Below are 22,276 nucleotides of genomic sequence, written 5' to 3'. Positions count from 1 at the left end.
CGTGAGCACTACCCATAATTTGTTTGATGAAGATGAGCGTGATGAATTTATTGCAGAGCTCAAGGAGTGGCCAAACACTGATTGGGGTACGGACGATGCTCGACACAGCGTCAGCCCTTTCATCAGTTTCTACTTCCCCCCTGCTCCAGACAACCACCAAGAAGCAGCGCTGATGATGGTGGATATCCACGAAGCCTTCGAACAACTCCTTGGCAAACCTTACACCGTTGGCACCCACCCCGTTTCAGAACGTCCACATCCATATGGCTCTACACGCTTGCCAGATCTTCGTGAACAGGCCAGGAAAATTTCTAGCGATAAAACTTTTGTCTTTAACTTCACTGATGAAAAAAACCATGCCACGTCACCCACAACGGCAGGTTACTTCTGGCGAACATCATTTTTAGAATACGAAGGTAGTTATAACCCTTATTCCTCAATCACGTTCTATTACCGCTGGCAATGGTGGCTGGACACCCGCGAAGCGTGGCGCCGCTTTGTGCTTAAGACCATTGACCTGCTCAAGGCGCATCAGGTCTACAGCGGCTTCGCCATGGCCAACCCGCTTGAATTTGGTACGCGATCAGCCATCACCACTTGGGAGCGGGCACTCACCCCGAGTTTCTACGGCCTGGATATCGACTACGCCTTCTGTATGAACAGTGAACTGGTCCACGGCATCCGCCCTCCCACCTGGGCCTTCCTGCTCGCAGACCACTGGCGCGAAAAACTTGACCTGACCCGCGAGCAAGTACGTACGACACTCTCTCACCCACGTATCAGCATTACCGAATTACAAAGCGGCCAATGGATCGAACTGGGCGAACAGCCAGATTTGTATCCGGTTGAAAAAGGTGTGCCCGAACTGCCCATGCTCTTGAACAAACTGCTCAAGCCGATCCGCAACGACGACTTGGGATTGCTGGGCTTCGGCCAATGGGACGGCGACCCCAACGAGCGTTTCACTGACGCTGACAGCCGTCGCTGGATATCCCGCTTTGACACCGACAGCGATTGGCCTACGCCAGCAATGCGCTTCATCGCTCCATCGCCCATGCCTTCCGTCCAAATCTCTACGCCAATGCCTCTTCGTATGGTAGCTGGAACAGCTTGTATTCAAGACGGATGGTGGCTGGTTCCAGGACAGGCGGAAACCCGGCGAGCGTTCAAACAGGGCGAAATGATGCAAAACCTCGATGCAGCATCCACAGACGATTTGGTGACATGGCAGCGTGACCTTGATCAAACACCACCAGAGCCTGCCCGCTATGCCAATACCCATGATCCGGCTCCTCGCGAAGGGCGCTGGGAAGTTGAAAGCGACCGTTTCATCGCTCGCGATGTTCAGTTGAACGAACCGTTACCCGCCCACGAGGGTCGGGTCGTGCGCTGGCACTGGACGGTCAGCGGCATGCGTGCGAACAGCGGTCAACCCTGTCCGTATCCGGGCGCCTGGGTGTGTGAGTATAAGCCGGGGAGTAAGCAAGTCATCGAGCATGGCGTTCTGATGCCGACAGTGGATGGTGAGCGAGTAGTCTGGCTCTGGATGGGACTGGAGCCATCGTGATAGCGACGGACAGCAGCCCAATACGACAACTCGGTTCGCGCGCCAGTGGCCGAAAAATACAGGGCAATCTGCGACAGCGTGCTTTTTCGTCCAGGCTTCGGGTTCAGGGCCTTGAAGCAGCGCCACGACGCGACGACAGCCTGAAAGTTTTGGTAGCTGCCGCGTTTACCGCCTCCTGCGCCTGACAACGATGGTTTGATGATGTCCTGGTAAACAGACACCCAATGCAAAAAGGCCCACCGAATCGCTTCAGCGGGCCTTTTTGCATTGGAATTGAAGTCAGCTAACCACAAATCGCATGCATACAAAAACGCCGCTCTATTGAGCGGCGTTTTTGTGAATTTGGAGCGGGAAACGAGACTCGAACTCGCGACCCCGACCTTGGCAAGGTCGTGCTCTACCAACTGAGCTATTCCCGCAATGGCGTCCCCTAGGGGACTCGAACCCCTGTTACCGCCGTGAAAGGGCGGTGTCCTAGGCCACTAGACGAAGGGGACACGCTACCCGGAACACATGGTGTGTGTTTCGGTGTCCAGATCCGCCTCCGAAGAGTTGGCTCTGGTTTCACTCAGCACCGCCCTGAAGCGTTGCTGTTTAAAATTGGAGCGGGAAACGAGACTCGAACTCGCGACCCCGACCTTGGCAAGGTCGTGCTCTACCAACTGAGCTATTCCCGCATTGGCGTCCCCTAGGGGACTCGAACCCCTGTTACCGCCGTGAAAGGGCGGTGTCCTAGGCCACTAGACGAAGGGGACACACTACAACATTCACTCCCTGCCGCGTTTCGCTGTGTGCTTTACGCTGCAAGTGGCGCGCATTCTATGGATGGATTGAAAGGTCGTCAACCCCCAGATATAAATTTATTTAAATCAATGACTTCGACCTGCTTTACGCACCGTTTCCGGCTTTTGCGTCGCCCGACGATTGACGCCTATATTCCGACACTCGCCAAGGCGCTATAGTCCACGGCACAGGTGATGGCAATCTGCACCCCAAGGGCCAGCATTTATATAAGCCGGTTCCTGGCCGATACAGATTCAGCTTCGCCGATCCAAACCCGTCGAGCGGCGCTAGGCTCCTGTATGCCAAGCCACTACACTCGCACGCGAACCCTATAAAGAGGTCTTACCGGTGACACCACTCATGATCACCCTGCTAGTCATAGCCGGGATCGCAATCTTGATCGCCATTGGCTACATGAACCATGTGGTGGAAAACACCAAACTGGAGAAGGCCCGCACCAAGGTCGAACTCAACGACCGCCTGCGCCGTTGCGGCGAACTGACCGAAACCTTCCCCGGCCAGTTCATGACCCCGGCCCTCAAACTGCTGCTGACTCGCCTCGAGCTGAACGTCTGCCAGCGCCTGCTGAACCTGGAAAAGACCAGCGCCACCACCAAGGCCCGCATCACCGAACTCAGCGCCCTGGTCGCCCAGGGCGAATCGATCCCGGTCAACAACCCGCCGGCCCCGATCCAGACCGAAGCAAAAGCCAAGGACGTCCGCTTCCTCCTCGAAGCCCTCCACGGCCAGATCACCCGCGCCGCCCAGGACGGCTTCCTGCCACCGAACGAAGCCAAACACTGGATCCGCGAAGTACGCCACATCCTCGTGCTGCTGCACATCGAGTTCTTCAACAACCTCGGCCAGCACGCCCTCCAGCAAAACCAGCCCGGCCAGGCCCGCCTCGCCTTCGAACGCGGCGTGCAATACCTGCGCAAACAGCAGGACCCGCAAATCTACGCCGAACAACTCCAATACCTGGAAAAACTCCTGGCCCGCGCCAACGCCCAGGTCATGGACAAAATCGCCCCGGTCGAAGGCGAAGAAAACCAACTGACTGCCGGCCTCAAAGATGTCGAGGCTGACGCGGACTGGAAGAAGAAAGTGATTTACGACTGAGTGCAGTCAAAGAGAGAAGCCACCGGGAGGTGGCTTTTTTATTGCCTGAAAGAAGAAGATCAAAAGCTTTCCCTCACCCTAGCCCTCTCCCGGAGGGAGAGGGGACTGACCGAGTTGTTCGGGAGAGGTACGCCGACGTGAAATACCGAGGTGAACTCAGGTTTTAAAAAGTATGCAACTCACTCTGCTGCACCTTGCACCTTCTGCATCCTCTGCTTCTTCTACTCTTGCTTCTGCTTTGGCTTTGGCTTCCCACCACTCAAAACGATGAGCGTTAGCTCGAGTACCGCTTTTGACGTACCGGCCCCTTCGGAAGGCTGAGTGGAGGGATTTATCCGGGGGTGGGAGCGCAGCGACCGTGCGGCGAAGCCGCATGCATCGAGAGGAGGTGCAGCGAAGCAAACCGGAGGCGATGCCCCCGGATGAATCCCGGAACGAAGGAACGCCGAGCCACAGCGAGGGGCCGAACGCCGGTGCCCAGCCTTTTGGTTCCTTTTTGGCGTTTGAAAAAGGGACTCGCCGTAAGGGCGAAACCGCCAGCGGCAGCACCCGAAGCAACGGATATTCACCCCAAACAACCAACAACCTGGTCGGCCTAAAGGCCGCCAAGTCCAAATCAAAGCCGAAAATGCCCAACCATGCCCCTGAGCTCACTCCCCAACTGCGCCAGCTCAACACTCGAAGCCGCATTCCCGCGCATGGCAATCGAAGACTGATCCGCACTCGCCCGAATACTCGTCACACTGCGATTGATCTCCTCGGCCACCGAACTCTGCTCCTCGGCCGCCGCCGCAATCTGCTGATTCATCTGCTGAATCAACGAAACCGCCGCCGCAATACTCCCCAACGCACTCTCGGTCTGCAACGCATCGCTCACCGCCAATTTCACCAGTTCGCCACTGCTCTGAATCTGCTGCACCGACGAATGCGCCGCCGAGCGCAAGGCGCTGACCAGCCGCTCGATTTCCTCGGTCGACTGCTGCGTGCGCCGGGCCAGCGCCCGCACCTCATCGGCGACCACCGCAAAGCCCCTGCCCTGCTCGCCCGCCCGCGCCGCTTCGATCGCCGCGTTGAGCGCCAGCAGATTGGTCTGCTCGGCGACACTCTTGATCACTTCCAGCACCGTGCCGATGTTCTGGATTTCCGCACTGAGGCTTTCGATGCTCGAACTGGCCGACGTCGCCGAATCCGCCAGTTGCTCGATCCGCGCCATGCTCTGACGCACCACCTGCTGACCGCTTTCAACCTTGCCATCGGCGGTCTGCGCCGCGAGCGCCGCTTCTTCGGCATTACGCGCCACATCGTGCACGGTGGCGGTCATCTGGTTCATCGCCGTCGCCACCTGTTCGGTTTCCTCTTTCTGGCTGCTGACCTCCAGGTTGGTCTGCTCGGTCACCGCCGACAGCGATTGCGCCGAACTGGCCAACTGTTCGATTCCCGCCTGCAACCCGCTGACAATCGTGCTCAAGCCCGCGCCCATCTGCTGCATGGCCAGCATCAATTGACCGATTTCATCACGGCGGGAGACCTCGATCGTTGCGCTCAAATCACCGGCCGCAATCTGTTGCGCCACGTGAATCACGCTGCGCAACGGTGCAACGATCAACCGGGTAATCACCCACGCCGCAATCAGCCCGACCAGCAATGCCAACGCCGATGAGCCGATGATCAGCACCGAATTCTTTTTCAGTTCGCTCTGCATGGCGCCGTCTTGCGCGACATAGGCCTGTTGGACCCGTGCCACGACTTCGTCGGCCCGTTGGTGCAGCTGTTGATAGACAGTCTTTTCCTGGGCCAGCAACCCGGTGTACTCGGCCAGCTTGTCGCTGAAACCGGCAATGTGCCCCGACACTTCATTGAGCACCGTCAGATAGCCTTCGTCCTTGACCGTGGACTTGAGCTGTTCGGCCTGGGCCTGAGCCTGGGCAGCCTGCTCGATATTGCCCTGACCTGCGCTGTCATCACCCTTGCGGCTTTGATCCAGGCGTACCCGCGCCTCGTTCATCGCCTGCAACATCAAGCGTGAGACCTGACTGACCTGGCCGGCCTGCTCGATGAATTGCGCCCCGTCCTTGCCCTCGCTGTCTTTCAGGGTGTACGCGCCGTCGTCGGCCAGACCGGCCTGCAACACATCGAGATTGTTGGCAACGCTGGACACCGACCAACTGGCCATCTCCAGCGCCAGGTCCTTGGCCTGGGACAACGAGACGAACTCATCGAACGCCTTGCGGTAAGCGCCCAATGACTGTTGGACGTCGTTCATGACCGACTCATTGCCCGGCGACAAAACCTTGAGTTGGTCGGCCATGGCAATCAAGCCGTCGACCCCCTCATGCAAGGCATCGACGGTTTTCGGGTTGCCGTGCAAGGCGTAGTCCTGCTCCAGCAGTCGCACCTTGAGCAGGCCACTGTTGAGCGATGACATCTGCTTGAGGCCGTCGAAGCGCTGACTGATGGTCTGCAGGGACCAGACGCCAATCGCCGCCACCAGTGCAGTCAGCAACAACACCAGCACAAACCCGATACCCAGTTTTTTTGCCATACCGAGGTTGGCAAAACGTCCTTGCACGGCCGAAATCATTGCGCGTAGTCCCCTGCCATAGTCTGTAGCCGAAGATTCGCAACGGCCTTGAACCAGCACAAGTCTCTGGCGTCGGAATAATGGCAAAAAGCTACGCACGCGTCGTTTTCAGAACGTTCGAGGTCGATCCATGGCTGTATCGCGAAAAAACTGCCGTGCCCGCGGATCGCAGGCGTAAGCCACGTTGATCCGCTGCCAGTCGCAGGCTTCGCCACTGGGACTGAACGACGTTGTGCAGGACAACTGCACACCGCATCGCAGAGCATGCCAGCGCAGGCGCGCCTCATCGGCCACTGGTGAACGAGCCCAGATGAACAGGCCGCCCGTGGGCTTGCCGAACACCTCCCAGTCAGCGTCTTCCAGCGTCTGAAGAGCAGCCGCACGATCAGTGGAAAGCCGCTGACGCTGACGCTGTACCAGTTTTCGATAGGCGCCACTGGCCAGCATCCCGGCCAGCACCGCCTCGCAGAACCTCGGGGTCCCCATGCAACTGATCATCTTGACCCGCGCCATCCGCTCGATCAGCTCGCCATCGGCCAGCACGAAACCCACCCGTAGCGAGCTGCTCAGGGTCTTGGAAAAACTGCCGACGTAAATCACCCGCCCCTCGTCATCCAGTGCTGCCAGGCGAGTACCGCTGCCGTTGTGCAGATCGGCGTATACATCGTCTTCGATCAGTCGCAGATCGTAGATCCTGCTCAACTCCAGGATGCGTCGGGCGACCGCCGGCAGCAGGCAACTGCCCGTGGGATTGTGATGGTGACTGTTGACGAACAGCGCGCTGGGCCGAAACTGTTGCAACAACACCTCGAGCGCCTCGACATCCGGCCCGCCCGCCGTACGGCGAACCTCCAGCATGCGCACGCCGTGCAAGCGCAGGAGATCGAACAGCGGCGCATAACCGGGGGTTTCTACCACGACGCAATCACCGGCCTTGAACAAGGTCCGCACGATCAGGTCGAGTGCGTGACTGGCGCCGGCGGTGGTCATCACCTGCTCGTCAGCAGCCTTGATATTCAGCAATCCGAGGCGCCTGACAATCTGTTCGCGCAACGCCGGCAGCCCAAGAGGCGTGCTGTAGTTGAACAGGCTGGCCATGTCGGCGCGTGTCACCTCGCGGATCGCATAGCCGAGATCATCGGGCTCGCGCCAACTCTCTGGCAGGACGCCACTCCCCAGCGTCAAACCGCCGCGCCATCGGAGGGCCGGATCGCCCCCGGTGCGCTCCCCCTCACACCCGGAGCCATCGATCGCCTTGCAACAATAGGGCGACGAAGCCGCCACCATGAATCCCGAGCCCTGACGCGAGGCCAGAACCCCTTGCGCCACCAGCCGCTCGCAAGCCTCCATGACGCAGGACTGGCTGAGCAAATTGCACCGTGCGATCTCGCGCACGGAGGGCAGACGCGTCGTCGGCGGCACCTGCCCCTGCATGATCCACTCGGTCAACCCGTCAACAATCTGCTGTACGACCGGCACCATTGCCTGTCGGTCAATTCTCAATTCCATGAGCACGCAAACTCCTGTCCGTTTTTGCTGGCGGCAGTAAATCACAGCCACGCCCTTGAGGCTGTGCGACAAAACCGCCAAAAGGCTCCGTTCTCACCATTTGAAACACATTGTTTAGCGGACTCACGGAACCGCTCCCGAGGCGAAAAAAAACCCGCCAGTGGGCGGGTCATTCTTTGTCTCGGTCGACGCCACTTTAGAAGGCGGTCACGCCGCCATCCACGGCCAGCGAATGGCCGGTGGTAAAAGCCGCACCGTCGCTGCACAGATACAGCACGGCACTGGCAATTTCCTCGACCTTGCCGATGCGGCCGACCGGGTGCATGGCGTTGGCGAATTCGCCTTTCTTCGGGTCGGCCTCATAGGCGCGGCGGAACATGTCAGTGTCGATCACCGCCGGGCATACGGCGTTGACGCGGATTTTCTTTTTGGCGTATTCGATCGCAGCCGATTTGGTCAGACCGATCACCGCATGCTTGGAGGCGGCATAGATGCTCATCTTCGGCGCGGCGCCCAATCCAGCCACCGACGCGGTGTTGACGATCGCCCCGCCGCCCTGCGCCAGCAGCAACGGCAACTGATACTTCATACACAGCCAGACGCCCTTGACGTTGACGCCCATGATCGCGTCGAACTCGTCCATCGAGCCTTCGGCCAGTTTGCCTTTCTCGATTTCGATCCCGGCATTGTTGAAGGCGTAGTCGAGACGGCCATAGGTATTGATCACCTCGTCCATCAGATTTTTCACTTCGCTTTCGACGGTCACGTTGCAGCGCACGAAGGTCGCTTCGCCACCGGCTGTACGAATCAGCGCCACGGTGCCCTCGCCCCCGGCCGCATCCAGATCGGCCACCACCACTTTCAGACCTTCGGCGGCGAACGCCTGGGCCGTCGCGCGGCCAATGCCGTTGGCCGCGCCGGTGACGACGGCGACCTGACCGGAAAACGTCATGCTCATTGTTATGTCCTCGAATGCGGGGGGATTGATGAAGGCAGCATAGCCACAGGGGCCTGAGTGACGTCAGCACTATCAAAAGGCCGGTTAGGCTTGCATGAATCGCAGTGATGAAACCCCGCCGGGGACTATCACCGTACTGGATCAACCTGCATTCGCCCCGTGAGCCAACCTTGCGGCATCGCCCATGAAGGTCTATCAACAAGGCTTCATTCAATTCGAGTGCCTGTCATGACCAACCAGACCAATCGCCAGTTCCTGCTCGCCAAACGCCCGGTGGGCGCCGCCACCCGCGAGACCTTCACCTATCAGGAAGTACCGGTCGGCGAGCCGGCGGCGGGGCAGATTCTGGTCAAGAACGAATACCTGTCCCTCGACCCGGCCATGCGCGGCTGGATGAACGAAGGCAAGTCCTACATCCCGCCGGTGGGTCTGGGCGAAGTCATGCGCGCGTTGGGCGTAGGCAAAGTCGTCGCGTCAAACAATCCGGGGTTTGCCGTCGGCGACTACGTCAACGGTGCCATTGGCGTGCAGGATTATTTCCTCGGTGAGCCAAGAGGTTTCTACAAGGTCGATCCGAAACTGGCACCGCTGCCGGTTTATCTGTCCGCACTGGGCATGACCGGCATGACCGCCTACTTCGCCCTGCTCGATGTCGGCGCACCGAAGGCCGGTGACACCGTGGTGTTGTCCGGTGCAGCGGGCGCGGTCGGCAGCATCGCCGGTCAGATCGCCAAGATCAAAGGCTGCCGGGTGGTCGGCATCGCCGGTGGCGCCGACAAGTGCAAGTTCCTGATCGACGAACTGGGCTTCGACGGCGCCATCGACTACAAGAGCGAAGACGTGCTGGCCGGTCTCAAACGCGAATGCCCGAAAGGCGTGGACGTGTATTTCGACAACGTCGGCGGCGATATACTCGACGCCGTGCTCAGCCGTATCAACCTGAAAGCACGCGTGGTGATCTGCGGCGCGATCAGCCAGTACAACAACAAGGAAGCTGTCAAAGGCCCGGCCAACTACCTGTCGCTGCTGGTCAACCGCGCGCGGATGGAAGGTTTTGTGGTGATGGATTACGCCGCGCGGTACGCCAGCGCCGCCCAGGAAATGGCCGGCTGGATGGCCAAAGGTCAACTCAAGAGCAAGGAAGACATCGTCGAAGGCCTGGAAACCTTTCCGGAAACCTTGGGCAAACTGTTCAGCGGCGAGAACTTCGGCAAGCTGGTGTTGAAGGTCTGAAAACAAAGAAGGGAGCCATCGGGCTCCCTTCTTTGATGCTTCAGCTGTTCGCTCAGGCCAGTTCGGCAACCACCGAGGCCAGCGCCTTGGCCGGATCCGCCGCCTGGCTGATCGGACGGCCGATCACCAGATAGTCGGAACCGGCATCCAGCGCTTGACGCGGGGTCAGGATGCGACGCTGGTCGTCCTGGGCGCTGCCCGCCGGACGAATCCCCGGGGTCACCAGTTGCAGCGATGGATGCGCGGTTTTCAGCGCAGTGGCTTCCAGCGCCGAGCACACCAGACCGTCCATCCCGGCCTTTTCGGCCAGCGCCGCCAGACGCAGCACCTGCTCCTGCGGCTCGATGTCCAGACCGATACCCGCCAGATCCTCGCGCTCCATGCTGGTCAGCACGGTCACGCCGATCAGCAACGGCTGCGGGCCGCTGCGCTTGTCCAGCTCTTCACGGCAGGCCGCCATCATGCGCAGGCCGCCGGAGCAGTGAACGTTGACCATCCACACACCCATCTCGGCAGCGGCCTTGACCGCCATCGCCGTGGTGTTGGGAATGTCGTGGAATTTAAGGTCGAGGAATACTTCAAAACCCTTGTCACGCAGGGTGCCGACGATTTCCGCGGCGCAGCTGGTGAACAGTTCCTTGCCCACTTTGACCCGGCACAGTTTCGGGTCCAACTGGTCGGCCAGCTTCAGTGCGGCGTCACGGGTAGGGAAATCCAGGGCGACGATGATAGGAGTCTGGCAGGCGGACATGGATGGGCTCTCAGGCAAGTCGAAATCGGCGCGCATTGTAGCGGAACCGGCGGCGGCGCGGCACCCGATGATCGGTAAATCGTCGCGCCAACCGTGATCAGCATAGCCTTGCAGGGTATTGTGTCGAACCCGATACACAACCGACACGCCGACAACATGCGCCCGCGCTAGCCTCGCCAGCCGCAACAAGTCCTTACAGCAGCCCTTCCCGCCTCACGGCCGGACGCCTATGCTGAAACCACAACCTCGCAGCCTATCTTTGTGGTTGGCGGCCTACTGGCAGATGAACAGCCTCATGCACAACTCCCAAGCCTCCGTGAACGACGAGCAGAAAGACGACAAGCGCTGGAGCATCCGCGCCCTGATCGTCGACGATGACGTGCCGATCCGTGAACTGATGATCGATTACCTGGCCCGCTTCAACATTCACGCCAGCGGCGTCACCGACGGCGCGGCCATGCGCCAGGCGATGCAGGCCGAGCATTTCGACGTGATAGTGCTCGACCTGATGCTGCCCGGCGAAGACGGTCTGTCGCTGTGCCGCTGGCTGCGCGCTGAATCCGATATCCCGATCCTGATGCTCACCGCCCGCTGCGAGCCCACCGACCGGATCATCGGCCTGGAACTGGGCGCCGATGACTACATGGCCAAACCGTTCGAACCCCGCGAACTGGTGGCACGGATCCAGACAATTCTGCGTCGGGTGCGCGACGACCGCACCGAACAGCGTGCGAACATTCGCTTCGACAACTGGCGCCTGAACAGCGTCCTGCGCCAGCTCATCGCCGACGATGGCCTGGTGGTGCCGCTGTCCAACGCCGAATTCCGCCTGCTCTGGGTATTCATCGAACGTCCGCGCCGGGTGCTCAGCCGCGAACAGTTGCTGGACGCCGCCCGTGGCCGCTCGATCGAAGCCTTCGACCGCAGCATCGACCTGTTGGTCTCGCGTCTGCGGCAAAAACTCGGCGACGACCCGAAAGCCCCGCAACTGATCAAGACCGTACGGGGTGAAGGCTACCTGTTCGACGCGCGAGACATCGGCTGATGCGGGCGCGCTTCGACACGCTGTTCGGCCGCCTGTTTGGCATGCTGTTGGTGGCGATCGTCCTGGCGCACCTGCTGGCCTTCGCCTGGTTCCGCCTCTACGGCCCACCGCCCCCGCCACCGCCGCCGGAGTTCTCGCAAAACCTCGACGGTCAACAGCCGGCTCAGGATCCACGCTACCCGCCCCGTCCGCCGCGACCCTGGTTCGGCGGGCCGGTCGTGCCGCTGACCTTCCAGTTCATCTCGCTGATCATCGCCGCCTGGTACGGCGCCAAGCTGCTGACCCGGCCGATCCAGCGTCTGAGCGATGCGGCCGAGCGCCTGAGCGAAGACCTCGACAGCCCGCCACTGGACGAAACCGGCCCGCGGGAAGCACGGCAGGCTGCGTACACCTTCAACCTGATGCAGCAGCGCATCCGCGAACAGGTGCAGCAACGGGCGCGGATGCTCGGCGCCGTCTCCCACGACCTGCGCACCCCGCTGTCGCGACTGAAACTGCGTCTGGAAAATATCAGCGACGACAAACTGCAGGGCCAGATGCGCCAGGATCTGGACGACATGATCGGCATGCTCGACGCCACCCTCACCTACCTGCACGAACAGCGCACCAGCGAAGCCTTGCAGTTGATGGACGTGCAGGCGCTGGTCGAATCACTGTGCGAAAACGCCCAGGACCAAGGCGCCGACGTACAGGTCAGCGGCCACTGCGCCCCCTTGCAGGTACAACCGATGGCCCTGCGCTCGTGCATCAACAACCTGATGGACAACGCCCTGCGCTACGCCGGCCAAGCGCACATCGAACTGCAAGACCAGCGCGAACAACTGCTGATCCGCGTCATCGACCACGGCCCGGGCATCGCGGCGGACAAGCGTGAAGCGGTATTCGAGCCGTTCTTCCGCCTCGAGGGCTCACGCAACCGCAACTCCGGCGGCGTCGGCCTGGGCATGACCATCGCCCGGGAAGCGGCGCAGCGCCAGGGCGGACAACTGACCCTGGAAGAAACGCCCGGCGGCGGCCTGACCGCCGTGATCCAGCTGCCTCGCCACTGAGTTTGACTGTGTGCCGGCCGGTACAAACCTCACATACCCACGACACCTTGCACCTTGAGGCTGCATAAGCCGGTACACCCACCGGTTTTCCAGTCCAAGGAGTGAGCCCGATGATCGGTAGCGTCAGCAACTACACGAGCTATACCAGCACCAGCAGCACCTCCACCCAAAACGCCCGCAGCCAGCAGCTGCAAAAAGAACTGTTCGCCAAACTCGACAGCAACGGCGACGGCGCGGTGGATCAGGACGAACTCGGCAGCGCCCTGTCGCAGAAGTCCAACGACGGCCTGCTGGTCAGCCTGAACAAACAGTTCGGCGATCTGGACAGCGATGCCAGCGGCAGCCTCAGCGCCGAAGAAATGACCGCCATGGCCCCGCCCCCACCGCCTCCTGGCGACCAGGCCCCCAACACTGAACTGGCCGACGCCCTGATCAGCGCCCTGGACGCCGACGGCGACGGCGCCATCAGCAGCGACGAACTGAGCAACGGCCTGACCAGCGCCGGCAGCAGTGCCGACAGCAGCAAAATCTTCTCGGCCCTGGACAAGAACGAAGACGGCGTCGTCAGCCAGGACGAACTCGCCGCCAGCCTCACCCCACCGCCACCCCCGCCGCCTCAAGCCTCCAGCGACGAACTCTTCAGCCAACTCGATGCCGACGGCGACGGCACGGTTACCGCCACCGAACTGAACAGCGCGCTGCAAGTCAGCGACAGCACCTCCTCGAACAACACCGACACCGCCGCCGCCCTGCTCAAGATGCTGGACAGCGACAGCAGCGGAGACGTCAGCAGCGACGAACTGAAAGCTGCACTGCATGCAGGTCGCGAACGCCCGGACGACGAACAGACCGCCAGCAATACTCAAACCACCACCGAAGCGCTGAACCGCATGATTGCCAATCTGAGCAAGCAGTACTCGCTCGAAAGCACTGCGTCGGTGGGCAAGTATTTGAATGTGGCGACTTGAGATTGGGTGAGGATTTAAGGGACGACTGAGGTTGGCTGGGTGAGTGGTTTGCTTTGGCTTTGCGGTGTGTCATCAAAGCTGCCCTCACCCTAGCCCTCTCCCAGAGGGAGAGGGGACCGACCGAGGTGTTTAAGCGAACTACACCGACGTGAAATACCGAGGTGAACTCGGGTTTTGAAACACATAAGTTCACTACTGCGCCAGCACCTGCTCCTGCATCGACATTGGCACCAGCACCAGCACCAGCACCAGAATCTGCTTTCGCTTTCGCTTTCGCTTTCGCTTTCGCTTTCGCTTTCGCTTTGGCTTTGGCTTTTGCTTTTGTTCCAACCACTCAACACAATGAGCGTTAGCTCGAGTACCGCTTTTGACGTACCGGCCCCATCGGCAGGCTGAGTGGAGGGATTTATCCGGGGGTGGGAGCGCAGCGACCGTGCGGCGCAGCCGCATGCATCGAGAGGAGGTGCAGCGAAGCAAACCGTAGGCGATGCCCCCGGATCAATCCCGGAGCGAAGGAACGCCGAGCCACAGCGAGGCGCCGGACGTTGGGGCAAGCCCTTTTGGTTCCTTTTGGGGCGTTTGCCAAAAGGGACTCGCCGTAAGGGCGAAACCGTCACCCGCAGCACCCGAAGAAACGGATATGTACACAGTCAACCCAAAACCTGGTCGGCCCAAAGGCCGCCAAGTCCAAAGCCTCAAACCCGAGCCTGACTCTTACTCCAATCCGTCAACAAACTATAAGCAACAGCCAAAAGCGTAGGCCCGATAAACAACCCGATAAACCCAAACGCAATCAACCCGCCAAACACCCCAAGCAACACAATCACCAACGGCAGATTCCCGCCCCGGCTGATCAGATACGGCTTGAGCACGTTATCCACGCCACTGATGATGAACGTCCCCCAGATCCCGAGAAACACCGCCATCCCGTACTCGCCCTTCCAGGCCAGCCATGCCGTGGCCGGAATCCACACCAGCGGCGGCCCCATCGGAATCAGACTGAGCAGAAACGTCACGATCCCCAGCACCAGCGCCCCCGGCACGCCGGCAATCAGGAACCCGATCAGCGCCAGCACCGCTTGCGCTGCCGCTGTACCAATCACCCCGTTGACCACCCGTTGCACGGTACCGGCCACCAGATCGATGTAGTATCCGGCCCGATCACCGATCAAGCGCTCCAGCAGACTGTGCACGAATGCCGCCAGCCGCGGCCCGTCGCGGTAGAAAAAGAACACGAAGACAATGCTCAGGGTCAGCTCGAGAATCCCGCTGCCGATCTGCGCACTGCGCGCCAGCAGCCAGTTGCCGACCTGCCCCAGATAGGGTTTGACCGTCACCATCAGCGCCGCGCCCTGCTGATCGATGCTGTTCCAGATCCCCACCAGCCGTTCGCCCACCAAAGGCACGCCACCCAGCCAGCTCGGCGCCTCGGGCAGCCCGTCGACCTGCACATCCTTGATGAACGCCGTAGCGTCACGTACGTGATCGGCCAGGTTAAAGCCGAGCCACACCAGCGGCCCCGCTACCAGCAACATCCAGCCCATGGTCAGAACCAGGGCCGCCAGGGATTCCCGGCCATTGAGCCAGCGGGTCAGCAAGCGCATCAGCGGCCAACTGGCAAACGCCAGCACCGCGCCCCAGAACAGCGCCGACCAGAACGGCGCCATCACCCAGAAACTGGCACCAAACAGCACCAGCAACAGGATCTGCACCAACAGACGATCATTATTGGGCATGTGAAATCTCGAAAAAAATCAGTCAGGCAAAGAGTAGGCGAACACGTCGAGCGTGTCCGCCAAAGACACCTTATCGCAACAGATCGATGCGCAGACCTTCGCCGTCGACACTGCCGGTTTCCATTCGCGCGGCGCGCACGCCCTGCCCGATCAGCGCCTGCCGCCAGGCCTCGGCCTTGGGCCCGGACACCGTCACCCGCAAGGTGGTGTCGAGGTTCAAACCACGGGACAGCAAGCGCAGCCAAGTGTCATCCGGATCGCCGGCGAGCTTGGGAAAGTCCAGTTCGCCGGTGCTTTTCAGTTCCCGCAGCAGCGTGGCCGAAGTCGGCAGCAGGTCACCCAGCGGGGCCAGCGCCTCGAACTGTTCAACGTGCAGATAGGCTTTGCGATTGCCGCGGGTGATGCTGTACAGCGCCACCAGCGTGTTGTCGCGCGGGGCCGCGAGCCTCAGCAGCAGATAGGCCTGCTGCTCGTCGGCACCGTACAGCTTGGCGTTGCCGAACACTTCGTTGGCCCACAGGCTGCTCTCGCCGCAATCCCGGGCCTGACACCAGAACAACAGCTGGGCATCCTGCTTTTGCAGGGCTTCGCGGGCAAGGGTAAAGGCTTCGGTGGCGGAATGTTCCGGCGGTAATTCATAGGTCACCGAGGTGGTTTGCCCCCGGGCGCTGACCTGGCCGTCGAAACGCAACTGGCCGCTGATCTTGCGGATCGAGCCGAGCGGGTAGATCCGCTCCAGCTCCACGGCGGGGCGATAGTCGACGATCTGCGCATCGGCCACACGCGGCACGATCGGCAGATCCTGACTGCCCGGCAGGTCGGCAGCGAATAGAAAGGGACTGAAACAGCACAGCGCCAGCAGACTGATAGATCGCATGGACAGGCTCATCGCAGGGGCATGGCCTGGGTGCCTTGAGGGCAGTTCGAAGTCGCAGCGGTGTAGAAATCCATCTTGGTTGTCTCCCATTTCAACCCGCCCAGCCTCGACAGTTGCCGGGAGCAAGTCAAGGAATGGCGAAGAACCGATTGAAACAGTCTGCGACAAGCTCGGCCCCGGCCTCATCGTTCAGGTGCAGATGGTGCCCGCCCGGCAGCTGTTCCCGGGCAAAGGGTAGACGTTCCAGCAGCTCGGGATGTTTGGCCAGCATGCCGTCGGCGGCGACCACCAACTGCGCGGGGCAGGCAATGCGCTGGACGAACGCCATCGCCTGTTCCTGGGTCAGACGCAGCGGCGACGGCAACGTCAGACGATTGTCAGTGCGCCAGGTGTAACCGCCGGGCACCGGCATCAGACCGCGTTGCGCCAGCAGTTCGGCGGCTTCGCGACTGACCGCCACCAGCCCTTTCATCCGCGCTTCGATCGCCCGGTCGAGGGTGTTGTAGACCGGTTTGCGCTTTTCCCGAAGATCGAGCTGCGCCTGTAAGGCCATGCCCATGCGCTCGGCGGCATTTTCGCCTTTGTCGGTAGGAGGAATCACCCCGTCGATCAACGCCAGATGGGTGATGCGTTCGGGCAACGACCCGGCCAGCACCAGCGACACGATCGCACCCATGGAATGCCCGAGCAGGCCGAAACGTTTCCAGCCCAGTTGCTCGGCGACCTGCAGCACGTCGTGGGCGTAATCCCACAGCGCGTAACCGGCGCCGTTCGGACGATGCCCGGAATGCCCGTGACCAGCCATGTCCAGCGCCACGATGCGCAAGCCTTTGAGCTTCGGCGCCAGGCGCGCGAAGCTGTTGGCGTTATCCAGCCAGCCGTGCAGGGCGATCACCGGCAACCCGTCTTCCGGGCCGAACAGGTGTGCCGCCAGTTCGATATGCGGCAGGCTCAGGCGCACTTCTTCAACGGCGGGGTTCATGCGCAATCCTTGTCTTGCCGGCGCTCCCAGCGATTGAACAGGTTTTTCAGTAATTGTGCGGTGTCCTGCGGACGCTCAAGCGGAAACATGTGCCCGCCGGGTACGGTCAGCGACTCGCCCTGAGGCAGGCGTCCGACAAATCGGGTGTGATGGTTCATCACCACGCGGCTCTTGTGTCCACGCACCACCGCCAGCGGCACTTTCAATTGCCGGGTATGCGCAGGACTGGTGTGCGGCACGCCGCGATAGATGCTGATCTCGGTCGCGGGATCGAAGCGCAGACGCAGCTTGTCACCGACCTTGTGCAGACCGTGTTGCAGATAGGCATCGAAACATTCCGGATCAAAGCTGCGGAACAACGTCTTGCCAGCGAAATAACCGCGGGCACTGTCCAGATCGGCAAACTCTTCGCGGCGCCCCAGCGTGCGGCCGGCCGGGGTCAGTTTGTCGATGAAACCAAAGCGCTTGGCGGCGCGGATCACCCATTGATCGGTGCGGGTCAGCACCGGTGAATCGAGCATCACCACGCCCCGATACAGTTCTGGGCAACGCAGTGCGGCGTGCAAATGCAGCATGCCGCCGAAGGAATGGCCAACGCCCCACACCGGCTCGTCTTGCTGTTGAAGATGATGGATGAGTTCATCGACCAGGTGATACCAGTTGTCACCCGCCGGAAAACGCGGGTCATGGGCATGTTGTTCCAGATGCGCGACCCGGTACTCGGGCGCCAGCGCCGCGAACAGTTTGCCGTAGGTGCCCGAAGGGAAACCGTTGGCGTGGGCGAAGAAGATCGGTTGCGACATACCGGCAAATCCATGAGCGGAAAACAGGCGTTGATTGTCCGTAAGACCGCGTCCCACAGCAATGACCGTAACTGCCAGGAATGATGACAGTCCGGTCAGGGCTATGACGCTGCGGCCATTAACGCGCCGGCGGTTGTTCTCCCAGCGGCACCACTGCCATGGTCAAGCGCGACACACAACTGGCCTTGCCTTCATCGCTGGTCAGGCGGATGTCCCAGACGTGGGTGGTGCGGCCGATGTGAATCGGTTTGGCCACCGCCGTCACTCGTCCGCTGCGCAAGCCGCGCAAGTGGTTGGCGTTGATTTCCAGACCCACGCAATAGAACTTGCTGGCGTCGATGCACAGGTAACTGGCCATCGACCCGACCGTTTCCGCCAGCACCACCGAGGCGCCGCCGTGCAACAGGCCGTAAGGCTGATGGGTGCGATGGTCGATGACCATGCTGGCCGTCAGCGATTCTTCGTCGAAGGACTCGAAGCGAATGTCCAGCACTTCGCCGATGGTGTTATTCTGGATTGCGTTCAACTGCTCGATGTTCGGAGTGGTGCGCCACAAGGTCATCGCAGGCTTCCTTTGTTGTTTTGATCGACGCTCAATCCTGCCACAGCACCGCCTCGCTGCGCTCGCTCCATTCTTCGAAACGTGCCCCGTAGGTGTCTTCGATGATGTTGCGTTTGATCTTCAAGGTCGGGGTGAGGAAGCCGTTCTCCACTGCCCAACTGTCCTTGACCACCACCAGCCGACGCAGGCGCTCGTGCTTGTCGAGCACGGCGTTGACCTCCTCCAGCAATTTTTCCAGGCTCGAATGCAGCGGCGCGCGGGGCTCTTCCCGGCCCACCGCCGAGAGCACGCACAACCCCAGCGGCGCACTCAGGCCATCGCCGACCACGCAGACCTGCTCGATCCGCGAATGCACCGCCAGACGGTTTTCGATCGGCGCCGGGGCGACGTATTTGCCCTTGCTGGTCTTGAAGATTTCCTTGAGCCGCCCGGTCAGGCGCAAACGCCCTTCCGCATCCTGCTCACCCTTGTCGCCAGTGCGCAGGAAGCCGTCTTCGGTGAGGGTCTCGGCGGTTTTCTGCGGTTCCTTGAAATAGCCGAGCATGTTCGCCTGGCTGCGCACCTGCACTTCGCCCGACTCGTCGATCCGCACTTCAACTTCGGGGCACGGCCGGCCGATCCAGCCTTCCTTGTATTGCCCCGGCAGGCAGATGTGCGAATAACCGCAGCTTTCGGTCATGCCGTAGACCTCCAGCACGTCGAGCCCGAGTTTCTGATACCAGCGCAACAGGGTCAGCGGCACCGGCGCCGCACCGGACAGCGCCACGCGCAACGCATCCAGCCCCAACCCCGCCAATACCTTGTGGCCGATCCGTTTGCCGATAAAGGGCAGACCGAGCAGGAAATCCAGACGTTTTGCCGGGATCTTGCTGTAGACGCCCATCTGGAACTTGGTCCAGATCCGCGGCACCCCGAACATCGCCGTCGGCCGCGCCCGCTTGAGATCGGCAAGAAAGGTGTCGAGGCTTTCGGCGAAAAAAACTGTCTGCCCGGTATAGATCGACGCCAGTTCAACGAACATCCGTTCGGCCACATGACACAGCGGCAGATACGACAGCAGCCGGTCGTTCTCATTGAGGCCGAACAGCTGCGTGCCGCGCGTCGTCGCAAACCCGAGATTGGCGAAGCTGTGCATCACGCCCTTGGGCAGGCCGGTGGTGCCGGAGGTGTAAATGATGGTCGCCAGTTGCTCGGCGGCGGGACGCGGATCGTCCTGGATCGGCGAGCTGCGTTGCAGGTCATCCCAGTTGAAATCGAATGTGCCCGGTGGATGCAGCGGCAGGCTGACGGTGGTCAGGCCGGCCGGTATGCCCGCTGACATGCTCGGCCAGTCATCGAGCTTGCCGATGAACGCCAGCACGCTTTCCGAGTGGGTCAGCACCTGATTCACCGACTCGGCGGTGAGGTTCGGATAGAGCGGCACCGAGACATGCCCGGCCATCCAGATCGCCAGATCGGCGATGATCCAGTGCGCGCAGTTTTTCGAGATCAGGGCGATGTGGCTGCCTTGCGGCAATTCCCGGGAGCGCAGCCAGTGCGCCGCGCAGCGGGCCTGATGGCCGACGTCGGCCCAGGTCAGTGTCTCGACCTGCCCGCCGCCGATCGGCTGCACCAGAAAACGCTGACGCGGGTGCCGGGCCTCGCGTTCGTAAAACACGTCCAGCGGCAAACGGAAGGCGGAAGACATTCGACTCGCTCCTGTTTTTTGGTCTGGAGCAAGCGTAGTCAACCAAGCAAGTGCTTGGTTGACTATTTCATACAAAAAATTTCAGGGATGTTTAAGGCTGTTGAGCGTCATCGAGCCGATCAGCAACTCGCTGTGTTCAAGCTCGGCGAGCCCGGCGGTGCTGACCTTTTCCGGTGGGTAGCCCGCACCGTGTTGCAGGTAGCTGAGCAGATTGCCCACCAGCGGATTGTGGCTGACCAGCAGCACGTTGCTCACCGACACCAGTTGCTCGGCCACGCGGTCCGGGTCAACTTCCGGGGTCAACCACTCGACTGTACGGATTTCCGGCTCGAAGCCCAGCGCCTCGCGCACCAGTTGCGCCGTCTGCTGCGCCCGCAGGTACGGGCTGGCGTAGATGGCGGTCAGCGGCTGACCCATCAAACGGGCCGCGCTGCTCAACACTTCCTTGCGACCGTGGGCGGTGAGTTCTCGCTCGGAGTCGGGGCGCGAGCCATAGGGCTCGGCCTCACCGTGACGCAATACCCAGAGTTTCATAGCTTGGGTTCCTCATCCCGGGCCGGATGCGGTGCCGGCGCGACAACGTGTGGCGCTTCACCTTCCGGCGTACGCGGCGCCGGCCAGTCGGCGAACGGCCAGGGTTTCTGGTCGCTGTGGAAGCTGCCGAAACGGCCGATCTGCGCCAGAAACTGGCTCAGGCTGTCGCCGAAATTCATCAGGCTGGCGCTTGGGGCGCCATAGAACAAACGATAGATCAACTGCACCAGCACCACCGCGCCGAGGATGAACTGCGCCACCTGCCAGACCAGGATGTAAACAATCATCCACAACACCCGCAGGAGGATGGATTCATATTTGGCTTCGGTTTTCGGATCGTTCATGGCCTGCTCCCTGCTGAATCAGTTGAAACCACTTGTGGAAATAAAGTCGACATCGGTTTTCGGTTCGGCACGCATCAGCAGACCGATCACCTGCTCAAGCGTGCGCCCTTCAAACAGGATTGCATGCAGTCCGGCGACCAGCGGCATGTACACGCCGACCTCCTGGGCCTTGGCCTTGAGCACTTTCAGGGTGTTGACCCCTTCGGCCACTTCACCCAGGCGCGACACTGCTTCGTCGAGACTCAAGCCCTGACCGAGGGCGAAACCGACCTGGTAGTTGCGGCTTTTCGGCGACGAGCAAGTGACGATCAGGTCACCGACACCGGCCAGACCGAGGAAGGTCATCGGGTTGGCGCCCTGATTCACCGCAAACCGGGTCATTTCGGCCAGGGCGCGGGTGATCAGCATGCTCTTGGTGTTCTCGCCCATTTCCAGCGCCACCGCCATGCCGGCGATGATCGCGTAGACGTTTTTCAGTGCGCCGCCCAATTCCACGCCGAAACGGTCGGCGCTGGCGTAGACGCGGAAAGTGCGGCCATGCAACGCGGCCTGCACGGCTTTGCAGAGTTCTTCGTCTTCGCTGGCAACCACGGTGGCAGTCAGCGCGTGCTCGGCGATTTCCCGCGCCAGGTTTGGCCCGGACAGCACGCCGATACGTGCCTGCGGGGCGATCTCTTCGAGGATCTGGCTCATCAGTTTGAAGGTGTGGGCTTCGATGCCCTTGGTCAGGCTGACCAGCATCTTGCCGCTCAGGCGTTCGGCGTGTGCCGCCAATACCGTGCGCAGCGCGCTGGACGGCAACGCGACGAAACACAAATCGCAGGCGTCGAGGGTTTCCTGCAGGTCGGTGACCGCCGTCACGCCGGGCAGAATCTTGATGCCTTTGAGGTAACGCGGGTTCTCGCGATTGACCCGGATGGCCTCGGCCTGTTCGGGGTCACGCATCCACTGCCGGACATGATGGCCGTTCCCGGCCAACAGATTGGCCACGGCGGTACCGAAACTTCCGCCTCCCAGGACCGCAATCGGGCGCTGTTCAGTCATATGTAATCCGTTAATCCATACCAGTGGCGATGCCGGCATTATACGGAGCGTCCCCTTCTCGGACAGCCCCGGCGTCAATTACCCGCACTTGTAGGAAGAAGACCAATAAAACCGAGGAAAATGCCTGCAACGTGACTGGAAAAG

The 22,276-nt window shown here is 61.1% G+C and carries 19 protein-coding genes, 4 tRNA genes and 1 pseudogene; 6 read left to right on the top strand and 18 right to left on the bottom strand.

The features are described from left to right. Nucleotide 1: 1 nt before the first annotated feature. Nucleotides 2–1,567: a type VI immunity family protein gene (locus tag BMZ46_RS02905; protein WP_074688141.1), complete on the top strand. Its 1,566-nt coding sequence runs from the start codon at nt 2–4 to the stop codon at nt 1,565–1,567. Between the two features lie 343 nt (nt 1,568–1,910). On the opposite strand, the gene BMZ46_RS02900 is transcribed toward BMZ46_RS02905, so the two are convergent. From BMZ46_RS02900 to BMZ46_RS02885, 4 genes are all read right to left on the bottom strand, one after another. Beyond that, nucleotides 1,911–1,986 (bottom strand) — tRNA-Gly (locus BMZ46_RS02900). 2 nt (nt 1,987–1,988) lie between these two features. After that, nucleotides 1,989–2,064 (bottom strand) — tRNA-Glu (locus BMZ46_RS02895). Nucleotides 2,065–2,168: 104 nt separating this feature from the next. After that, nucleotides 2,169–2,244, bottom strand: a tRNA-Gly gene (locus tag BMZ46_RS02890). Between the two features lie 2 nt (nt 2,245–2,246). Continuing rightward, nucleotides 2,247–2,322, bottom strand: a tRNA-Glu gene (locus BMZ46_RS02885). A gap of 388 nt (nt 2,323–2,710) precedes the next feature. Between BMZ46_RS02885 and BMZ46_RS02880 the strand changes: the two genes are divergently transcribed. Continuing rightward, nucleotides 2,711–3,469 (top strand): hypothetical protein, encoded by a 759-nt coding sequence (locus BMZ46_RS02880; protein ID WP_011335462.1) that lies wholly within the window; start codon nt 2,711–2,713, stop codon nt 3,467–3,469. Nucleotides 3,470–4,085: 616 nt separating this feature from the next. On the opposite strand, the gene BMZ46_RS29745 is transcribed toward BMZ46_RS02880, so the two are convergent. The 4 genes and pseudogenes from BMZ46_RS29745 to BMZ46_RS02865 form a co-directional block, all read right to left on the bottom strand. Continuing rightward, nucleotides 4,086–4,949, bottom strand: a complete 864-nt coding sequence (locus tag BMZ46_RS29745; protein ID WP_371855248.1) for a methyl-accepting chemotaxis protein — start codon at nt 4,947–4,949, stop codon at nt 4,086–4,088. Further along, a pseudogene (locus BMZ46_RS29740) lies at nt 4,947–5,171 on the bottom strand (HAMP domain-containing protein); the annotation flags it as partial. The gene BMZ46_RS29745 and the pseudogene BMZ46_RS29740, both read right to left, overlap by 3 nt. A 987-nt stretch (nt 5,172–6,158) precedes the next feature. Further along, complete coding sequence (locus tag BMZ46_RS02870; RefSeq protein WP_039772846.1) at nt 6,159–7,559, bottom strand: aminotransferase-like domain-containing protein; 1,401 nt, start codon at nt 7,557–7,559, stop codon at nt 6,159–6,161. Between the two features lie 196 nt (nt 7,560–7,755). After that, nucleotides 7,756–8,517 carry an SDR family oxidoreductase gene (locus tag BMZ46_RS02865; protein WP_007917441.1) on the bottom strand — a complete coding sequence of 254 codons (762 nt, stop codon included), beginning with the start codon at nt 8,515–8,517 and terminating at the stop codon, nt 7,756–7,758. A 228-nt stretch (nt 8,518–8,745) separates the two neighbouring features. Here BMZ46_RS02865 and BMZ46_RS02860 point away from each other — a divergent pair, with 228 nt between their 5' ends. After that, a complete protein-coding gene (locus BMZ46_RS02860; protein WP_039772847.1) occupies nt 8,746–9,750 on the top strand; it encodes an NADP-dependent oxidoreductase in 1,005 nt (334 codons plus the stop codon). 52 nt (nt 9,751–9,802) lie between these two features. On the opposite strand, the gene pyrF is transcribed toward BMZ46_RS02860, so the two are convergent. Then, on the bottom strand, nt 9,803–10,501 hold the full coding sequence (gene pyrF, locus BMZ46_RS02855; RefSeq protein ID WP_007960372.1) for an orotidine-5'-phosphate decarboxylase: 699 nt from the start codon (nt 10,499–10,501) through the stop codon (nt 9,803–9,805). A gap of 295 nt (nt 10,502–10,796) precedes the next feature. On the opposite strand from pyrF, the gene BMZ46_RS02850 reads away from it, so the two are divergent. The 3 genes from BMZ46_RS02850 to xopAW all read left to right on the top strand — a co-directional run bounded on the left by BMZ46_RS02850 (nt 10,797) and on the right by xopAW (nt 13,563). Further along, nucleotides 10,797–11,546: a response regulator gene (locus BMZ46_RS02850; RefSeq protein WP_074688516.1), complete on the top strand. Its 750-nt coding sequence runs from the start codon at nt 10,797–10,799 to the stop codon at nt 11,544–11,546. After that, entirely contained in the window at nt 11,546–12,595 is a 1,050-nt protein-coding gene (locus BMZ46_RS02845; RefSeq protein ID WP_074688145.1) for a sensor histidine kinase, read from the top strand. Before BMZ46_RS02850 ends, BMZ46_RS02845 begins: the two co-directional genes overlap by 1 nt. 110 nt (nt 12,596–12,705) lie before the next feature. After that, the gene (gene xopAW, locus BMZ46_RS02840) at nt 12,706–13,563 is read left to right on the top strand and encodes a XopAW family type III secretion system calcium-binding effector (protein WP_074688147.1); all 858 of its coding nucleotides are present in this window, start codon (nt 12,706–12,708) and stop codon (nt 13,561–13,563) included. Between the two features lie 695 nt (nt 13,564–14,258). Here the strand turns inward: xopAW and BMZ46_RS02830 are convergent. From BMZ46_RS02830 to BMZ46_RS02790, 9 genes are all read right to left on the bottom strand, one after another. Beyond that, the gene (locus BMZ46_RS02830; protein ID WP_039772850.1) at nt 14,259–15,299 is read right to left on the bottom strand and encodes an AI-2E family transporter; all 1,041 of its coding nucleotides are present in this window, start codon (nt 15,297–15,299) and stop codon (nt 14,259–14,261) included. Between the two features lie 70 nt (nt 15,300–15,369). Further along, nucleotides 15,370–16,176 (bottom strand): DUF4892 domain-containing protein, encoded by an 807-nt coding sequence (locus BMZ46_RS02825; RefSeq protein WP_007957816.1) that lies wholly within the window; start codon nt 16,174–16,176, stop codon nt 15,370–15,372. A gap of 127 nt (nt 16,177–16,303) precedes the next feature. Next, nucleotides 16,304–17,158, bottom strand: coding sequence for an alpha/beta hydrolase (locus tag BMZ46_RS02820; protein ID WP_074688149.1), 855 nt, complete (start codon nt 17,156–17,158; stop codon nt 16,304–16,306). Next, on the bottom strand, nt 17,155–17,961 hold the full coding sequence (locus BMZ46_RS02815; protein WP_039772855.1) for an alpha/beta fold hydrolase: 807 nt from the start codon (nt 17,959–17,961) through the stop codon (nt 17,155–17,157). The genes BMZ46_RS02820 and BMZ46_RS02815 overlap by 4 nt, the downstream gene beginning before the upstream one ends. A gap of 118 nt (nt 17,962–18,079) precedes the next feature. Further along, a complete protein-coding gene (locus tag BMZ46_RS02810; RefSeq protein ID WP_074688151.1) occupies nt 18,080–18,523 on the bottom strand; it encodes a hotdog fold thioesterase in 444 nt (147 codons plus the stop codon). Between the two features lie 31 nt (nt 18,524–18,554). Next, on the bottom strand, nt 18,555–20,210 hold the full coding sequence (locus BMZ46_RS02805; protein ID WP_074688153.1) for an AMP-binding protein: 1,656 nt from the start codon (nt 20,208–20,210) through the stop codon (nt 18,555–18,557). An 81-nt stretch (nt 20,211–20,291) separates the two neighbouring features. Beyond that, nucleotides 20,292–20,744, bottom strand: coding sequence for a phosphohistidine phosphatase SixA (sixA, locus tag BMZ46_RS02800; RefSeq protein ID WP_007957806.1), 453 nt, complete (start codon nt 20,742–20,744; stop codon nt 20,292–20,294). Then, nucleotides 20,741–21,088, bottom strand: a complete 348-nt coding sequence (locus tag BMZ46_RS02795; protein WP_039772859.1) for a DUF4389 domain-containing protein — start codon at nt 21,086–21,088, stop codon at nt 20,741–20,743. Before BMZ46_RS02795 ends, sixA begins: the two co-directional genes overlap by 4 nt. A gap of 18 nt (nt 21,089–21,106) precedes the next feature. Further along, nucleotides 21,107–22,132, bottom strand: a complete 1,026-nt coding sequence (locus tag BMZ46_RS02790) for an NAD(P)H-dependent glycerol-3-phosphate dehydrogenase (protein WP_039772860.1) — start codon at nt 22,130–22,132, stop codon at nt 21,107–21,109. Nucleotides 22,133–22,276: the final 144 nt, after the last annotated feature.

The organism is Pseudomonas sp. NFIX49 (assembly GCF_900115915.1).
GTDB classification, from domain to species: domain Bacteria; phylum Pseudomonadota; class Gammaproteobacteria; order Pseudomonadales; family Pseudomonadaceae; genus Aquipseudomonas; species Aquipseudomonas pharyngis.
The sequence above is the reverse complement of the archived record's forward strand: the minus strand, read 5'-3'. Positions and strand labels throughout refer to the sequence as shown.

What these genes read in the sequence shown, in the direction of transcription:
- BMZ46_RS02790 (WP_039772860.1), bottom strand. Translation starts at nt 22,132, where the DNA reads ATGACTGAACAGCGCCCGATTGCGGTCCTGGGAGGCGGAAGTTTCGGT.
- pyrF (WP_007960372.1), bottom strand. Translation starts at nt 10,501, where the DNA reads ATGTCCGCCTGCCAGACTCCTATCATCGTCGCCCTGGATTTCCCTACC.
- BMZ46_RS02870 (WP_039772846.1), bottom strand. Translation starts at nt 7,559, where the DNA reads ATGGAATTGAGAATTGACCGACAGGCAATGGTGCCGGTCGTACAGCAG.
- xopAW (WP_074688147.1), top strand. Translation starts at nt 12,706, where the DNA reads ATGATCGGTAGCGTCAGCAACTACACGAGCTATACCAGCACCAGCAGC.
- BMZ46_RS02845 (WP_074688145.1), top strand. Translation starts at nt 11,546, where the DNA reads ATGCGGGCGCGCTTCGACACGCTGTTCGGCCGCCTGTTTGGCATGCTG.
- BMZ46_RS02830 (WP_039772850.1), bottom strand. Translation starts at nt 15,299, where the DNA reads ATGCCCAATAATGATCGTCTGTTGGTGCAGATCCTGTTGCTGGTGCTG.
- BMZ46_RS02815 (WP_039772855.1), bottom strand. Translation starts at nt 17,961, where the DNA reads ATGTCGCAACCGATCTTCTTCGCCCACGCCAACGGTTTCCCTTCGGGC.
- BMZ46_RS29745 (WP_371855248.1), bottom strand. Translation starts at nt 4,949, where the DNA reads ATGGGCGCGGGCTTGAGCACGATTGTCAGCGGGTTGCAGGCGGGAATC.
- BMZ46_RS02865 (WP_007917441.1), bottom strand. Translation starts at nt 8,517, where the DNA reads ATGAGCATGACGTTTTCCGGTCAGGTCGCCGTCGTCACCGGCGCGGCC.
- BMZ46_RS02805 (WP_074688153.1), bottom strand. Translation starts at nt 20,210, where the DNA reads ATGTCTTCCGCCTTCCGTTTGCCGCTGGACGTGTTTTACGAACGCGAG.
- BMZ46_RS02860 (WP_039772847.1), top strand. Translation starts at nt 8,746, where the DNA reads ATGACCAACCAGACCAATCGCCAGTTCCTGCTCGCCAAACGCCCGGTG.
- BMZ46_RS02820 (WP_074688149.1), bottom strand. Translation starts at nt 17,158, where the DNA reads ATGAACCCCGCCGTTGAAGAAGTGCGCCTGAGCCTGCCGCATATCGAA.
- BMZ46_RS02795 (WP_039772859.1), bottom strand. Translation starts at nt 21,088, where the DNA reads ATGAACGATCCGAAAACCGAAGCCAAATATGAATCCATCCTCCTGCGG.
- BMZ46_RS02825 (WP_007957816.1), bottom strand. Translation starts at nt 16,176, where the DNA reads ATGCGATCTATCAGTCTGCTGGCGCTGTGCTGTTTCAGTCCCTTTCTA.
- BMZ46_RS02810 (WP_074688151.1), bottom strand. Translation starts at nt 18,523, where the DNA reads ATGACCTTGTGGCGCACCACTCCGAACATCGAGCAGTTGAACGCAATC.
- sixA (WP_007957806.1), bottom strand. Translation starts at nt 20,744, where the DNA reads ATGAAACTCTGGGTATTGCGTCACGGTGAGGCCGAGCCCTATGGCTCG.
- BMZ46_RS02880 (WP_011335462.1), top strand. Translation starts at nt 2,711, where the DNA reads ATGATCACCCTGCTAGTCATAGCCGGGATCGCAATCTTGATCGCCATT.
- BMZ46_RS02850 (WP_074688516.1), top strand. Translation starts at nt 10,797, where the DNA reads ATGCACAACTCCCAAGCCTCCGTGAACGACGAGCAGAAAGACGACAAG.